Origin of the sequence: Bifidobacterium sp. WCA-178-WT-4B (assembly GCF_009696495.1) — a bacterium.
Classification (GTDB): domain Bacteria; phylum Actinomycetota; class Actinomycetes; order Actinomycetales; family Bifidobacteriaceae; genus Bifidobacterium; species Bifidobacterium infantis.
This window is the reverse complement of record NZ_VULV01000011.1, coordinates 23,112-40,139: the sequence shown is the minus strand read 5'-3', so window position 1 is coordinate 40,139 and position 17,028 is coordinate 23,112. Positions and strand designations below refer to the sequence as shown.

Annotated in this window: 7 protein-coding genes and 1 pseudogene; 7 read left to right on the top strand and 1 reads right to left on the bottom strand. The window is 60.6% G+C overall.

Annotated elements, in window-relative coordinates; translation table 11 throughout:
• Positions 1-64 precede the first annotated feature (64 nt).
• From FYJ31_RS08430 to FYJ31_RS08400, 7 genes and pseudogenes are all read left to right on the top strand, one after another.
• The gene (locus FYJ31_RS08430; protein ID WP_154536473.1) at positions 65-6,052 is read left to right on the top strand and encodes an Ig-like domain-containing protein; all 5,988 of its coding nucleotides are present in this window, start codon (positions 65-67) and stop codon (positions 6,050-6,052) included.
• 10 nt (positions 6,053-6,062) lie between these two features.
• Complete coding sequence (locus FYJ31_RS08425) at positions 6,063-7,373, top strand: AAA family ATPase (RefSeq protein ID WP_154536472.1); 1,311 nt, start codon at positions 6,063-6,065, stop codon at positions 7,371-7,373.
• Positions 7,374-7,397: 24 nt separating this feature from the next.
• Complete coding sequence (locus FYJ31_RS08420; RefSeq protein WP_154536471.1) at positions 7,398-8,621, top strand: DUF58 domain-containing protein; 1,224 nt, start codon at positions 7,398-7,400, stop codon at positions 8,619-8,621.
• Positions 8,618-11,131 carry a DUF3488 and transglutaminase-like domain-containing protein gene (locus FYJ31_RS08415; protein ID WP_154536470.1) on the top strand — a complete coding sequence of 838 codons (2,514 nt, stop codon included), beginning with the start codon at positions 8,618-8,620 and terminating at the stop codon, positions 11,129-11,131. The genes FYJ31_RS08420 and FYJ31_RS08415 overlap by 4 nt, the downstream gene beginning before the upstream one ends.
• 64 nt (positions 11,132-11,195) lie before the next feature.
• Positions 11,196-11,393: pseudogene (locus tag FYJ31_RS12870) on the top strand (PP2C family protein-serine/threonine phosphatase); the annotation flags it as partial.
• A 26-nt stretch (positions 11,394-11,419) separates the two neighbouring features.
• Positions 11,420-12,061, top strand: coding sequence for a variant leucine-rich repeat-containing protein (locus FYJ31_RS08405; protein WP_154536469.1), 642 nt, complete (start codon positions 11,420-11,422; stop codon positions 12,059-12,061).
• Between the two features lie 15 nt (positions 12,062-12,076).
• Positions 12,077-12,715: an FHA domain-containing protein gene (locus tag FYJ31_RS08400; RefSeq protein ID WP_154536468.1), complete on the top strand. Its 639-nt coding sequence runs from the start codon at positions 12,077-12,079 to the stop codon at positions 12,713-12,715.
• A gap of 158 nt (positions 12,716-12,873) precedes the next feature.
• Here FYJ31_RS08400 and FYJ31_RS08395 read toward each other — a convergent pair whose 3' ends face one another.
• Complete coding sequence (locus tag FYJ31_RS08395; RefSeq protein WP_326831198.1) at positions 12,874-16,911, bottom strand: DNA-directed RNA polymerase subunit beta'; 4,038 nt, start codon at positions 16,909-16,911, stop codon at positions 12,874-12,876.
• Between the last annotated feature and the right edge of the window lie 117 nt (positions 16,912-17,028).

Sequence of the window (17,028 nt, the reverse complement as noted above, 5' to 3'; positions counted from 1 at the left end):
ATTGGAACCGTAAAGCGTTGTCATTACACCAGCAACCAGAGAAACCAGGGTTCAGGGAGTTCAGATGGCCACATCATCCCAGTCATACGGTCGTCGCCGACGCATCAGCGCGGCTTTGCGCCGCCTTATGCCCTCCGGAGGGCATACGTGGACGGTTCCCGCAATCACGCTCCTGCTGCTTCTGGGACTTGTTGCCGGCGCGGTGATCATGAGCACCGTCACACGCCGCCATGTGCAACTGGACGATGGCACCGTATGGGTCACTTCGCTGAAGAACCAGAAGGCCGCACGATTCAACGTAAAGAACAAGGAGGCCGACGCCGGCGTCTCCTCCTCCGCCCCACGATTCGACATCGCACAGCATAATGGCGACACCATCCTGACCGAAACGACCAAAGCCTCCACCATCAAGGCATCCACGGTCAGCACCGGTGTCAGGACCGACATCAAAGCCAACACCACCACTGTGGTCGGCGGGGATACCGTAGCCCTGATCAACGAGAAGACCGGCAATGTGTGGACCGGCTTGTCGGAAAACCTTGATTCCGTGACTCCCACCACTTCCGATCCGAAAATGAAGCTGGGCGAGGGCGGGCGCATCGTAGTAACCCACGATGGCAAGATCTACGGATACCGTCCATCCGACGGTATGGTGCTGCGTCTTGACAATCCCAGCAGCGCCAAGGCCAGAACCCTCGAATCGCTGACCGACGGCAAGCAGCAGACCGTTGAAAGCTTTACCGTCATCGGGAGCACGCCGGTAATCGCAACCGGCAAAACCGTCATATTCAAGGGCGGCCGCGTCGATGTCGACACGACCGGCACCCTCACCCTTCAGGAGCCTCCCACCGATGACGTACAGTCCGATTGGGTGGCCGCGGCATCACCGAGAGGCCTTGCGCTTATCCCGTTGAAATCCAATGCCAAGGCGAATTTCATAGCCAACGGGGGCAAGGCGAATCCGGCACGACCGGTATCGTCCAAGGGCTGCGTGTACTCGGCTTGGAGCCAGAAGGCCAGCAACTACATTCGCGCCTGCTCCCCCACGGATACCAGCGTCAAGCCGCAAACCCTCGAATCCGTCAATGCCACTTCCGAATTGGTGTTCCGCACCAACCATCGCCTTGTGGTGCTCAACGACACGGTTAACGGCAATGTGTGGAACCCTGAGGATTCCACCACAGTCATCAAAATACAGTGGAACAAAATACAGACCGAGCAGACCGGGAAAGAACAGCAGAACAACGACTCAGCCAACAACCACCACGACTTCTCCAAGACCTGTTCCGCGCAATCCGGCCAAATCAAAGCCGAGGATGATGAAATCGGCGCGCGAGCCGGTTCGGAACAGATTCTCGACGTGCTGCGCAATGACGAGCAGACCGATTGTTCCGTACTGAAAATCACCAAGGTTGGCGCACCAAACGACAAAGACGTCACCATTTCGCCGATTTACGATGGCCGGTATTTGCAGCTCGATGCCTCCGCCGCATCCGCAGGCACCGTTACCTTTACTTACGATATTTCCGATGGCCGCGGCCAGACCTCTTCCGCCACGGTGACCGTAACCCTGAATGATGGCGGCAACCACGCTCCCGTACAGTTCGACACTCCTCCCGAGATCGATGTGGAGCAGGGAGCCAGTTATACCGCCAATGCGCTGAGCAGCTTCAACGATCCGGATGGAGACCCGCTCACTCTGGTCTCCGCTGTGGCCCAGAACACCGACCAGGTGCAGGTGTCCACCCGAGCCGACGGCCAGCTTACGTTCAACCCCGGTGCGCTGGCGTCGGGACGTGTGGGCGTCGAGGTCACCGTCTCCGACGGCACGGCGACCGGCACCGGCATGGTGTATTTCTCGGTCAAGCCCGCGAACACCTTGGCCGCGGTCATCGACCCGGTAGCGAAAACCACCGTTCCCAACACGGATACCGTCGTCAAGCTGTCCTCTTACGTGCATGGCACTTCCTTGCAGCCGGCACAACTGACTCAGGTGGATACGCCCAACGGCGCTTCGACGACCACCAATGCGGCGGATATGTCGTTGACGTTCAAGGCCACCAATCCCGGCACCTATTATGTGCCCTACACCATTACTCAAGGCTCGATTCCGGCCACCGGATTGGCTCGCGTCGAGGTGCAGCCCACCACCGGCGAAGCCGCCAAACCGGTTGCCGCCAACGATGTCGCCCTGCTTGGCGCGGATAATACCGCCATTGTGGAGCCGCTCACCAATGACGTCGATCCGATGGGCGGCGTGCTATCCGTCACCACGGTGAGCGCACCGGCCGACTCCGGCATCAAGGTTGGTCTCGTCAGCCATAAGCGCGTGTATATCACCGCGCGTCAGGTGCCCACGAAACCCGTCGCCCTTACCTACACCGTGGCCAACGCCTCCGGAACCGCCAAGGGCACCATCGTGCTGCAGCCACCGGCTCTGACCACCTCGAATTCAGTGCCCAAGGCCAGCAATATCAATGCCCAGGTGCGTACCGGCGGCATCGTGTCCGTGGATGTGCTTGACCATGTGGCCTACTCGGATGGCACCACGGTCAAACTCAAGAACAACCTGCAATACGACAAGGAGACGTTCAAGGGCCTGGCTTTCGTCTCTGGAGACACGGTCCGCTACCAAGCATCCAGCGAGACCGGCAACTTCCCCATCACCTATACGGTTGAAGACAATCTAGGCAATGTGGCTTCCGCCAATATCACCATTACCGTACATAAGAGCGACGCAGCGAGCAAGGCCATGCCAACCCCGCATGACGCCGAAGCGCAGGTTGCCGCCGGGCAGAAGGTCCGCATCCCCATCATGCTGACCGGCATAGACACGGATGGCGACGACGATCAGCTGTTGGGTCTGGGCAACAAGGCACCCACGCTGGGCCGCATATCCGAAGTCGGTTCCGACTACTTGGTCTATGAAGCGTATCCGGATTCGTCCGGCACCGACACCTTCTCCTATGCCGTGGAGGATTGGACCGGTCAGCGCGCACAGGCGCAGATCCGCGTGGGCGTATTCCAAGGATCGTCCGACTCCGGCGTATACGCCAGGGATGACGAAATCACGTTGAGGCCCAATACAGCCGCAACCGTGCCGGTCGCGCAGAACGACATCTCCGGCGACAACACCAATCTGACCGTCGACAAGCATGTCGAGGTCCAAGGTCTCGACGGGGTGAGCGTGAAAGACAATATGATCTCCTTCACCACGCCCGGCAGCGCCACCACCGCCTATATCGCCTACACGGTCAAAGACAAGGCCTGCTTGTCCGATACGGCCACCCTCACGGTAAACGTGGATCCGAATGCCGCCATCGAGCCGCCTACCGCCTACGACTATCGTGTGCCGTCCGCCGCCACCATCGATAAGAAGTCCGTGGATGTGGATGTTTCCCAGTGGATCGCCAATCCTTCCGGCACAGCCAATGAGCTCAAGGTCGGCGTGCATCCCTCCGCCAGCGCTCACGCTCACGTCAAGGGCGGCGAGCATTCGACCACCATCACCGTCGACCTGACGTCACAGGCGCGAGCCGTGCCTTACACGGTGACCAATACGAAATACAACATCACCTCCACCGCGTTCATCCAGGTACCGGCCTATGGTGTCTTTCCGCCCACGTTGCGCCCCAAGGCACCGGAATTGAAGGTCAATTCGCGCGAAACCATTGAAATCAACATCAATGACTATGTTCGCGTCGGCGCCGGCAAGGAACCGTATATCGAAAGCGCTGATTCCATCAGCGCCACCAAGGCTTCCAACTCCGATTTCTACGTGAACGACAAGACCCTGAAGTTCACTGCTGCAAAAGACTACGCAGGCCCCGCCTCCATTACCTTTACCGCTGTGGATGGCAAGCAGGGATCGGATAAGACCAAGATCATCAATTCCGCAGTGATCACTCTCCAGATCACGGTGATAGGCCGCGATGTGCCGCCGCCCACGTTCTCGTCCTCCACTATTGATGTCGAGGCGGGCGCGGACCCCAAGACCGTTGACCTGGCGGCGCTCACCCATGCACCGTCCGGCGTGTATGACGACGAAAAGCAATACACGTATTCCGGCGGAAGCTCATCGTCCAGGCAAATCACCGCAAACCTGTCCCGTTCCGGTAGCTTGCAGGTTTCCGCCACCAAGGATGCCGCTCCTGGCACCACCGCGTCCATTCCCGTGCAAATCGCATACGGCGCGGGCACCGTGAATGCCGGTGTGACCGTGCGCGTAGTGTCTTCGACCCGTCCGCTGGCACACGTCGGCGACAAGACGTTGAAGATCATGGCCGGTGCCAGCGATGTCGTGAACGCGCTTACCGGCGCGTACAATCCGTTCCCCGATTCCTCGCTGACCGTCATCAGCTGCAAGGCGGATGACGCCGCCAAACTCACCATCGCCGGATGCGATGCCTCCGGAAACGTCACCATCGCCGTCGCATCCGATGTGGGTGCTTCCACGAATACCGTGCTCGTCACCGTGCAAGACGGCACCAAGTCCAAGAATCGTGAAGTCACCGCATCGATTACCGTGTCCGTGATCGACAAGCCCGAGCCGCCACTGCTCTCCCCCGTAGCCGGGGAACCGCAGGACAGCGCGGTCAGCCTCACATGGACGCCCGGTGCCGCCAATGGCAGCCCGATCACCAACTACAAGGTCAGTTGGACCGGTGCCGCCACCGGAGAGAAGGATTGCGGTGCCGTCACCTCATGCCAGGTCACTGGTCTGAAGAACGGCAAAACCTATTCCTTCACCGTCGCCGCGCGAAATGACGTCGGCTGGTCCAAGCCGTCCACCGCCGTCGAAGCCACACCAGACAAGGTGCCGTCCGCTCCCACCGATGTTACGGTCACGGGTGGCAATAAAACCGCCAAGGTGACATGGAAGGCACCGAGCGGTGATTTCAGCGCCGTCGACAACTATTCGGTGACCGTCACCGGTGCAGGCGCTCCGCAGACCAAAGAAACCGGCAATACGGCCACCGAGCTGTCGTTTACGTTCAACAACAACGACATTTCCGATGGCACCGCCATCACGGCGACCGTCAAAGCCCATAACAAAATCAATTGGAGTGCCGAGTCCGCCGCATCGCCGTCAGAGAAGATCTGGGGAGACCCGGATGCGCCGAACATTGCGTTGTCGAACAACGACACCACAGTAACGGCGAAAGTCACTCTCGGCAACAACCGCAATGCCGGCTGCCGGAAGATATCCTTTGGTGGCGACGCTGGCGGCGAAGCCTCTTGCGAGTCACCGAGCTCCCAGTCGTTCTCCATCGATGAGTCGTTGCTCAACACCACAACAATCACCGTAACGGCCACCGTGGTGCCGCAGCGCGATGCTTCCGCCGGCACGGGCGAGAGCAGCTTTGTCCCGCAGTACAAGGTCCAGCCGCCCACTGACGTCTACACCACCGGATCCGGCAGTACATGCACCGTGCATTGGACCAAGCATGGGCATGCGCAGTCCTACAGCGTGACTGCCGATGGCATCGATTCCGGTACAGCTACTAACCGGAACTCACTCGACTTCCGAATGAGTCCTTGGGCCAGATGCAACACCGCATCGGTGCAACAGGTGTTCAACGGCGCTACCAGCGATGCCGCCACCGGAGGCCCGCGCAATGGCGCTCCCTACACCTATGAGAAGAAGGCTGTAATCAACAAACCGCAGGGGCTGCGCTGGTCAGACAACGCTCACGTCATTAACGTCACCGGCGGTTCGGTTGATGTCTATGGCAAGCCGGCCACTATACAAATCATCATCAATGGTCAACCGTTCACGTGGAACTCCGGCCAGCCATTGGACGTCACCGACTTGGCCGTGGCCGCCGATGGCAACTACGCGTGGAGCGTCAAAGTCACCGGCGGGCCGGGATACTCCGGTCTCGACAACACTGCGGACGGAGACAGCGTCGCGGGCACACGCCCCTCTGGCTCCTCGGAGGGGACCGAATCGCTCAAATCCGGTACCGATGTCATCACTTTGGCCAAGAACCCCTGGATTCTTGGTTTCGGCAATACCCCAATATCGTCAACCACCATTCACAAGCAATAGGAGAACATCCATGAGCGAGAACATCGACGACGCGACGCAGTTGTCTGACACGACCCGTCTGTCCGACAGCACGCAGCTATCCGACGCCACGCACTTGTCCGACGCCACGCACCTGGCATCCGCACCACACACCGGCACGACCCCAAGCACCGCGTCGGTGCCGCAGCCCGTTGCGCTGCCTAACCTACCGCAGTGGCCGTCACAAGCGTCGTCAGAAAAGCCGTCTCCTACTACTGATGCCGCCTCCATCCCTGCGGGCGATGACAGCACGCCTCAATCCCAACCGCAGCGTCAGTCGAGCAAAGCCGCGCAAGCAGCCGCATCGGCACTGCCCGCCAGCATCAATTCCGGACTACTGTCCCAGCCCACGGCTCAGGTCCGGGATTTCCAGCAGTCCTTCAATGCGCTGATCGAGAATGTCTCCAAGGTGGTTATCGGCAAGACCATCCCCATCAAGCAATGCGTCACCGCACTGATGGTCGGTGGCCATATTCTGCTTGAAGACAACCCCGGCACCGGTAAGACCCAGTTGGCCCGAGGCTTGGCCAACTCCATTTCCACCGGTTTCAAGCGTATTCAGTTCACGCCCGATCTGCTGCCTTCGGATGTGGTGGGTGTGACTTTCTACGATCAGAAGCGCGGAGAATTCGAGTTCCGCGAGGGACCGATTTTCGCCTCCATCGTGCTGGCCGATGAGATCAACCGTGCATCGCCGAAGACGCAGTCCGCACTTCTGGAGGTTATGGAAGAGCAGAAAGTCACCGTTGACGGCGTCACCCATGATGTGCCGCAGCCGTTCATCGTGATCGCAACCCAGAACCCCATCGAGCAGCTCGGTACCTATAAGCTGCCTGAGGCGCAGATGGACCGATTCCTTATCAAGACGTCGATTGGCTACCCGGGCCATGATGTGTCCGTCGATATTCTCAAGCAGGTCGATATCACCGACCGTGCGCAGACCATTTCCCCGGTGCTGAGCGGTGACGATGTCATGCGGCTGCGTCAGGTGGCCACCGAAATCTATGTGGATGATGCGATTCGTGAATACATCGTCAGGCTCGTCGAGGCGACCCGCCACAACGAGAAGATCACGGTCGGCTCCTCCATGCGTGGCGCTTTGGCACTGACCCGATGCGCCCGTATCTGGGCCGCGGCCGATGGCCGTGCCTACGTGGTGCCGGATGACATCAAGGACCTTGCAGTGGCCGTGCTCGCACACCGTATCACGCTGACTCCGGAAGCCACCTTCGATGGCGCGACTCCGGAAAGCCTGATCGCACAGGTGCTCGAAGACGTTCCCTCCCCCACCATCGGTTCCTGATAGGGCCTGGAAAGGTATCCGACCATGGCATCTGCATCCGCCTCATTACGCCGTCGCCGGCGCGCTGAACGCATGTTCAAGCGCGCGGTAAGACGCATCAGACGGTTCTTCGCATCCTACGTCTCGCCCTTGGGCTGGGCGGTAACGGGCACAGGCATCGCATGTCTTATTGCGTTCCTGCCTCTGGGCTGGCATGAGCTGCTCGTATTCGGCATCGTGGCGATGGTGATGATGCTCGCGGCAATCGCGCTTTCCCTCGGCAACACACGCTTCCACGCGTCCATCGCCGTATCCAATCATCGCGTGACCGTGGGAGACACCGTATCCGTTATCGTCGGCATCGACAACACCGGCAGAACGCCGACGACCACGGCACGCGGATATCTGCCAATCGGCGATGCGCGTGAACGATTCAACATCCCCATGCTGGCTCCCGGGCAATCCAAGCAAACCGATGTGGAGTTCCGTACCATATCGCGCGCAATACTGCCCATCGGCCCGTTGCGCATCCGCAAGGGAGACCCGTTCGGCCTAGTGCGTCACGAAAAGGAGTTGGCCGACCGCATCACCGTATTCATCCATCCTCGTACCGTTCGTCTCGATACCCTGAATGCCGGCGTGCCCCGCGATCTGGAAGGCCAACCATCCGGCCAGATCGTGGATGATGATCTCGACTTCTACGGATTGCGCGAATACGAGCCGGGCGACGACGTGCGTAACGTCCACTGGCTGAGCTCCGCGAAAACCGGCACGTTGATGATTCGCCAATATGAGGCCACGCGCCGCACCGACACCTCGGTGACCATCAGCGTGAACCCGGATGAGTACGTCAACGGCGAGGAATTCGAGATGGCGGTGTCCATCCACTCCTCCATCGGCGTCAAATGCCTGCTGCAGGATCGCCCGCTGGTCTGTCACGCGGGCAACGCGCATGGCCAACCGCGCAGCGCCATGGAGTTCCTCGACAACGCCAGTGCCATAGAGCCTGATCGTGAGGATAATCCGAATCTCGCCGAGGGCACGCTGAAGCACAGTCCTGATGCTTCGTTCTATTTTTTCACTGTTGGATCGCTGAAAGACATCGAGCAAATCAAGCGCATGACCTTGGCCTTGCCCCGATCGGCCAGCTGCGTGGTATTGCAGGCCAACGCCGGCGCCAATCGCGGCATCAGAAGATTCGCCAATTTCACATTGGCCACCATCGGCGAACTCGATGATCTCCCACTGATCATGGGGGTGCTCGCATGACCTTCGACCAGTCCAGTATCACCACTACCAATACCGCTGCGTACGCCGGATCGAGCGGCACATACACCGGCACTTCCTCCGGCACGTACACCGGAACCTCCACCACCACCGGCTCCTGGGCCGACTCCACACATTCGGTTATCTGGATGACCAGAGGCAATGTGCTTCGCGGCATGGGCCTCAGTCGCCAGCCGTGGGGCAAACGAATCGCCAGCCTTGTACTCATAGCGGCGATGATGTTGCTGGCGCAAGCCAATCTCATCGACGTGTACGGCGGCGTGGCCACTTGGACGATTGCCGCTGTACCGGCCACCTTGCTGGGCGCGATCATCGCTCTGGCGGGCATGTTGCCGGCGTTGCGACTGTGGTGGCAAATCGTGTTTCTGGCGTTTGCCCAATTCATCATCGGTCCGGTGGTAACGCTGAGTTCCACCACGTCCCATTACGTGATTCCCACCTTGAAGACCTTGAGTTCAGGTTGGGAAATGACGTTTGGCTCGTTCAAGTACATTATTTCCGTCGATCCGCCTCTGGGCACGCAAGACGGCGTACTGATGGCGGTATGGACCATCGGCCTGTGGCTTACGTTCCTCACCGGCGTGTTTGCCATTAATGCCAACGCATGGTTGTCTCTGGTGGGAGTGCCGCCCCTTGCGGCGGCCGTGGCCGTATGTGCTCTGCTGGGTACGGACAGCGGCTGGCAACGTGCCATCTGCGGCATTGCCTTTGCCTTGCTGCTGATTATCTGGCTGTCTTGGCGTCTTGAACTGCTGGAATGGGGGCGCTGGATATCCGCGCTGATCATCGTCGTGCTCGCTGCCGGCCTTGCTTTCGGGGGCACGTTGCTGGTGCCGCAGGACCGTTTCGTGCTGCGTGACCGCTACGATCCGCCGTTAAGCCCCTACGATTACACCAGCCCGCTCAGCGGCATGCGATCCTATATCAAGGACCACAAAAAAGACGTGTTGCTGACCGTCCATAATCTACCGGCCGGAACACCGGTCAAACTTGCGGTGATGGATCGATTCGACGGCACAGTATGGAACCTGTCCGATTCTTCCGAAGCCACGGACTCCTCGAATTATCATCGCGTGGGCACCACGATCAAGGCGGATGAGCAGGGTAAATCATTCACTGCGACCTTCACCGTCGATCAGGGACTGACCGACACCTGGCTGCCGCTGGCGGGAGCGGCCGCTGGCGTGAGCTTCGCCAACGATGCCGACAACGGCAATGACACGTTCTACTACAACACGGATACCGATTCCGCCATTATTCCCGCCGGCACGCGCAAGGGACTCACCTATACCGAATCCGGCATCATAGCCCACAAGCCCACCGATAAGCAGATCAGCAGTGCGGCCGCGGCCCGCATCACGCAACCTTCAGCCCAGGATGTTCCCGATTCGGCCAGCAAACTGGCCACGTCCATTGCCGGCGGGCAGTCCTCGGGCGGTGCCGCCGCCACGGCCTTGGCCGACACATTGAAAGACTCCGGATGGTTCTCACACGGTCTGGAAGGCGATTATCCTTCCGATGCGGGCCATGGCAATTACCGTATCAACAAGCTGCTGGCAGGCACGGCCATGGTGGGTGATTCCGAACAATATGCCTCCGCCATGGCACTGATGGCTCGTGAGCTGGGACTGCCCTCCCGTGTGGTCCTGGGATTCCTGCCGAAAAACGAGGATGGCGAAATCACCGATGCCCGCACGGAGAAGACTTCAGGCAATGGCACCAAAATCGAATTCACCGGCAATGATGTGACCGCTTGGGTGGAAATCAAATTGCAAGGCCTGGGATGGGTGGCGTTCTATCCGACGCCCAAGGAGACCAAGGTGCCTGATGAAAACCAGAACCTGACGCCGCCGAATCCGCAGACACTGGTCCGGCAACCACCAGTACCGTTGACCGACCCGCTGCGCGATCAGACGCAGGCCAAAGGCCAGAGTTCGTTGGCCGGTACCGACGCCGATGATTCGCCGACCAACCTGTTCTGGGTGCGGTTCTGGCGAGTTACTCGTGCGGTAGCCATCTATGGAAGCCCCCTGTGGACTCTGCTCATCGTTTGCGGACTAATCCTGATATTTAAAGCTGCATTGCTGGCACGTGCACGACGGCACGGCAGTCCGAAAGCCCGTGTGGCAGCGGGGTGGAATGCCATACACATACTTGCCGAGCAAAGCGGCATCACAGCCAAGGGCACTCGTCGCGATCAGGCCGGCGCAATCGCCCGTCAGCTCGGCACGGACGATCAGGCACTGATTCAACTCGGTCGGGAAGCCGACTACGCCACGTTCTCGGGGCAAGACATTGCATCGGGCCAAGCCACCACATATTGGAATGGAGTCGACCGGTTGCGCAAGGCAATGCTCGCTTCTTTGCCGCGTTTCAGGAGGATACGTACACGGCTTTCGCTGAAAAGCGTGTCTATATTGGCAAATAGACACGCAGCAAAGCCGCATACAGCGCGAGTCAAGCGCAAGCATAAGAAGAGGAAAACGTCATGACCACAGGTTCCATCCGTGTCGCGATGACCAGTGACGTGGGTCTTAGGCGCAACAACAACCAAGACAGGAAGCCGTGGACGCCTTGGTGGCGGCCGCGCTCGATGCGGGCGGAACCGACAATATCACTGTGATTGTGGCCGATATGCCACTGACCGAACCCGAACATCACGCGTTCAGCGCTTTTAGACTGGACGAGGGCGAGGACATTGGCGCCATTGAAGACGCAACACTGCGAACACTACGGACCATACGTTCGGCATAACCGAGCGAACATAAGGAGGTAATCCCATGGTTGATTATGATGCTGCGGTCGCTGCCGTACAGGATCCGAACGCGGACCCGATTCTGTTGGCAAAAATCGCCTACGAGAATCCGGAATTCGGCGCAAACGTCGCCGTGAATCCGCGTTGTTATCCCGGCTTGAAGCGTTGGATCGCCGAATTCGGCGATGAGCGTGCCCGCGAAACCCTGGCACAATACGGGTTCACCGCCGACGCATTCGGCGGCCCGGTTCAGGATCAGGAGGCTCCGGAACAGGCGGCCCAGCAGGCTGCCGAGCAGCAGCCTGCAGACGCTTACGCCGCCGACCAGTACGCCGCGGCTCAGCAGACTGCCGCCGCCCAGTACAACGCCGCCCAGCCCGCCGCCGACCAGACTGCCGCCGCCCAGCCCGCCGCCGACCAGTACGCGGCCCAGCAGCCCGCAGCTCAGGCGGCATTCGAGGAGCCTGTGGCCACCAATCCTTATGGCTTCACCGCCGAACAGGCCCTGACCACCACCGACCAGATGCAAATCGCCCAGATTGCCCAGTACGCGCCTGAACTACGCGCCTGCATCGCACGTAATCCCAACACCTATCCGGCACTGATCGAATGGCTGGGCCAGCTCGGCGACCCGGCAATCAACGCCGCTCTGGCTTTTCGTCAGTGAAAGGACGGCATCATCATGGTCAAACTTCCCTACCCTCCAGCACCTGAACTGGGTTGGTATTCCGACGATCCGGTGGAAGGCACCCCGGATTCCGCAGTTGGCACAGCCGAACCGCAGAACGACTATGGGCAGCCCAGCTCTGCGGAAACCGCGGCCAATACCGCTTTTGCGGCAGAGCCTGCCGCCACTGCCGCTACCGCCGCCGATGAGCCCGCTGCCACCGCTCCGGCAGACACCACACCGCACGCCGCCGAAAACGACATCGAGGATTGGGACGGCACCGTGCTCTCCTCCTCGTTCACGTCCAAGGCACCGAAGAAGACGTACTTACTGCATAACGATGTCACCGGCCAGACCATTGTGATCGATAAGAGCACGTTGCTGGGCCGCAAGCCTTCCATGGATGTGCCGCAAGGTGCCAAGGCGGAGCGTATCGAAGACCCGACCCGCACCACGTCCCGCAACCATGCCGCCATCAGCATCGACACCGATGGCGCGCTGTGGATCGAGGACTACGGCTCGTTGAACGGCACCTACATCATCACCAATGGCCAGGAGACCCAAGTCACCAAGGGCACAACGCTCAAGCTCAGTGCACCTTCAACGGTGCGTATTGGTGATCAGTTCTTCCAGTTCACCGAAAAACAGGCCTGAGTAATCAAGCAACGAGCGGCTGCCTGCTCTTGTTCAACAGGAAAATCACAATGGCAAATATACGGATGGCCCGGAACTGATATAGTTCCGGGCCATCTTATTGCGATTAACGCAAGATCTGAGTCCTAGAAAGGACATCCTTTCTAGGACCCTCTCGCTTACTCCTCGATGTCAGGCTGACCGCCCTGATCGGAGTAGAAATCATCCGGGTTGAAGTCGTCGCCGAGCTTCAGATCGCCGAACTCGAGATTCGAGAAGTTCAGGTCGGACAGGTCGGCGTCGGAGAAGGTCGCGTCGCCGAGATCGCCATCGCCGCCCAGACCGAAGTTCGGGTAGATGGTGTCGCGGATGGCCTTGTCGGGCTCGACCACGGCGTTGCGGTAGCGGGCGAGGCCCGTACCGGCCGGGATGAGCTTACCGATGATGACGTTCTCCTTGAGGCCCTTGAGGTCATCGACCTTCTCGGAGAGCGCGGCTTCGGTGAGCACGCGGGTGGTCTCCTGGAAGGATGCGGCGGACAGCCAGGAGTCGGTGGCCAGAGACGCCTTGGTGATGCCCATAAGCGCCGGACGACCGACGGCCGGACGGCCACCGTTCTTGACGATGTTGCGGTTGATCTCGCGGAAGCGGGCGTTGTCCACCAGCTCGCCGGGCAGCAGGTCGGTGTCGCCGGAGTCGATGATGGTCACGCGACGGGTCATCTGGTGCACGATGACCTCGATGTGCTTGTCGTGGATATCCACGCCCTGGGAGCGGTACACGGTGTGCACTTCCTCCACGATGTTGACCTGGGCGGCGCGCTTGCCGAGGATGGTGAGGATCTTCTTCGGATCCACGGAACCTTCGACCAGCTGGGTGCCGACCTTGATGTGGTCGCCGTCGGCAACCTTGAGCGGCACGCGCTTGGAGACCTGGTAGGTGATCGGCTTGATCACGCCGTCTTCCTTCGGCGCGCCGGAATCGGCGTCCGGGGTCAGGATGATCTGGCGACCGCGATCGTTCTCCACGATCTTGATGCTGCCGGCGAACTCGGTGATCGGCGCCTCGCCCTTCGGGGTACGCGCCTCGAAAAGCTCGGTGACACGGGGAAGACCCTGGGTGATATCGGATGCCGCGGCCACACCGCCGGAGTGGAAGGAGCGCAGCGTCAGCTGGGTACCAGGCTCACCGATGGACTGGGCGGCGACGATACCGACGGTCTCGCCGACATCGACCAGCTTGTTGGTGGCCAGGGACCAGCCGTAGCACTTGGCGCACACGCCGCGCTTGGACTCGCAGGTCAGCACGGAACGGCACTTGACTTCCTCGACACCGTGGGCCACGAGGTCGTTGAGCACGTCCATGGACAGGGCGTCGTCGCGCTTGTACAGCACGGTCTGTCCGTCGGCCGGGTCGATGACGTCGGCGGCGAGCAGACGGGAGTACGGACCGCCATCGGCGGCCTTGACGAGCACCAGGTTGCCGTCGTTGTCGCGCTCGGCGACACGGATGGGCAGACCGGCCTTGGTGCCGCAGTCCTCTTCGCGCACGATGACGTCCTGGGAGACGTCGACCAGACGACGGGTCAGGTAACCGGATTCTGCGGTACGCAGTGCGGTATCGGCCAGACCCTTGCGGGCGCCGTGCTGGGAGATGAAGTACTCCAGCACGGACAGGCCGTCGCGGTAGTTGGACTTCACAGGACGAGGAATGATCTCACCCTTCGGGTTAGCCACGAGGCCTCGCATACCTGCGATCTGGTTGATCTGCATCATGTTGCCTCGTGCACCGGACTGCACGATGATGGCCAGGTTGGAGGTCGGGTCGAACTTCTCCTCGACTTCCTTGGACACCTCGGCGGTGCACTCGGTCCACAGGTCGATGAGTTCCTGACGACGAGCTTCCTCGGTCAACAGACCCATCTCGTAGTTGGCGTTGACCTTGTCGGCCTTGGCCTCGTACTCGGCGATCTTCTCGTCGCGCTCGGGCGGCTCGTTCACGTCGGAGAACGCGAAGGACACGCCGGACCACGGTGCACGGGTGAAGCCAAGATCCTTCAGGGCATCCAGCGTGGCGGCCACCTGCTGGGTGGAGTAACGCATGGCGATGTCATCGACAATCTTGGACAGACGGCCCTTGGCCACCTGCTCGTTGACGAACGGGTAGTCGGTCGGCAGAGTCTCGTTGAACAGGATGCGGCCGTAGGAGGTGGCGAACAGCACGGTGCCGTCGTGGAAGCGCTCTTCCTCGACGACCTCGTCCTCACCTTCGCGCGGGTCGAGCACCTTGACCTCGCCGGGCTCCCAGTTCTTCGGCAGAACGAAGCTCTCGGGCAGGCGGATGAGCACCTTGGCCTGCATGTCGATCTCGTGGCGGTCGAGGGCCATTTCGGCCTCTTCCAGCGAGGAAAACACGCGGCCCTGGCCCTTGGCGCCTTCCAGCACGGTGGACAGGTAGTACAGACCGAGGATCATGTCCTGGGACGGCATGGTCACGGTGTGACCGTCAGCCGGCTTCAGGATGTTGTCGGAAGCCATCATCAGCGAGCGGGCCTCGGCCTGGGCCTCGGCGGACAGGGGCAGGTGGACTGCCATCTGGTCACCATCGAAGTCGGCGTTGAAGGCGGCGCAGGCCAGCGGCGGCAGGTGGATGGCCTTGCCTTCCACCAGGATCGGCTCGAACGCCTGGATGCCCAGACGGTGCAGCGTAGGTGCACGGTTGAGCAGCACGGGGTGCTCGGAGATGACCTCCTCGAGCACGCCCCACACTTCGGCGTCGCCGCGGTCCACGAGACGCTTGGCGGACTTCATGTTCTGCGCGTAGTTCAGGTCCACGAGGCGCTTGATGACGAACGGCTTGAACAGCTCGAGGGCCATCGGCTTCGGCAGACCACACTGGTGCATGCGCAGGGACGGGCCGACCACGATCACGGAACGGCCGGAGTAGTCGACTCGCTTACCGAGCAGGTTCTGACGGAAACGACCCTGCTTACCCTTGAGCATGTCGGACAGGGACTTCAGCGGACGGTTGGAGGCACCGGTGACCGGGCGACCACGACGGCCGTTATCGAACAGGGAGTCGACGGCTTCCTGAAGCATGCGCTTCTCGTTGTTGAGCATGATTTCAGGGGCGCCGAGCTCGATCAGTCGCTTCAGACGGTTGTTACGGTTGATCACACGGCGGTACAGGTCGTTGAGGTCGGAGGTGGCGAAGCGGCCACCGTCGAGCTGGACCATCGGGCGCAGGTCCGGCGGGATGACCGGGATCACGTCGAGCACCATGGCCTCCGGCTTGTTGCCGGTGGTCAGGAAGGCGTTGACGACCTTGAGACGCTTCAGGGCCTTGGTCTTACGCTGTTCGGAAGCGTCCTTGATCTCCTCGCGCAGTTCCTTGGAGATGGTCTCCAGGTCAAGGGACTGCAGGCGCTTCTTGATGGCTTCGGCGCCCATGCAGCCGTCGAAGTAATCGCCGTAGCGGTCCTGCATCTCGCGCCACAGGTCCACGTCGTCGACCATGTCGCCGGGCTTGAGCTTCTTGAACTTGTCGAAGACGGCGTCCACACGGGCGATCTGGTCGTTGTAGCGGGTGCGGATGGCGGCCATATCGCGCTCGGCACCGTTACGCAGCTTGGTGCGGGCCGGGCCCTTGGCCTCGCCGGCCTCCTCAAGGGCGGCGAGATCCTCTTCGACCTTCTTGGCGCGGGCTTCGATGTCGGAGTCACGGCGCTGCTCAAGGCGCTTGATCTCGGAATCGAACTCGTCCTGCAGGCCGGGCAGATCGTTGTGACGCTCGTCCTCGTTCACCTCGGTGACCATGTAGGAGGCGAAGTAGATCACGCGCTCCAGATCCTTCGGGGTGACGTTCAGCAGGTAGCCGAGGCGGGAAGGCACACCCTTGAAGAACCAGATGTGCGTCACCGGGGCGGCGAGCTCGATGTGGCCCATGCGCTCACGGCGCACGCGGCTGCGGGTCACTTCGACACCGCATCGCTCGCAGACGATGCCCTTGAAACGCACGCGCTTGTACTTGCCGCAGGCGCACTCCCAGTCACGGGTCGGGCCGAAGATCTGTTCGCCGAACAGACCGTCCTTCTCAGGCTTCAGCGTACGGTAGTTGATGGTTTCAGGCTTCTTGACCTCACCGTGGCTCCAACCACGGATGTCATCGGCGGTGGCAAGGCCGATGCGAATCTTGTCAAATGCGTTGACGTCCAGCACTTGTTAATCCGTTTCTGTTCTTGAGACCTTCCCAAGCTCCCCTTGTCAGGGGAGCTGTCAGCCAAGGCTGACTGAGGGGTAGTGCAAACCGGAAAGGTCTCTGTACGTTATCTATTT

Bases quoted from the DNA above. Each gene is read 5' to 3' on its own strand.
- FYJ31_RS08430 (WP_154536473.1), top strand. From the start codon at position 65: ATGGCCACATCATCCCAGTCATACGGTCGTCGCCGACGCATCAGCGCG.
- FYJ31_RS08425 (WP_154536472.1), top strand. From the start codon at position 6,063: ATGAGCGAGAACATCGACGACGCGACGCAGTTGTCTGACACGACCCGT.
- FYJ31_RS08420 (WP_154536471.1), top strand. From the start codon at position 7,398: ATGGCATCTGCATCCGCCTCATTACGCCGTCGCCGGCGCGCTGAACGC.
- FYJ31_RS08415 (WP_154536470.1), top strand. From the start codon at position 8,618: ATGACCTTCGACCAGTCCAGTATCACCACTACCAATACCGCTGCGTAC.
- FYJ31_RS08405 (WP_154536469.1), top strand. From the start codon at position 11,420: ATGGTTGATTATGATGCTGCGGTCGCTGCCGTACAGGATCCGAACGCG.
- FYJ31_RS08400 (WP_154536468.1), top strand. From the start codon at position 12,077: ATGGTCAAACTTCCCTACCCTCCAGCACCTGAACTGGGTTGGTATTCC.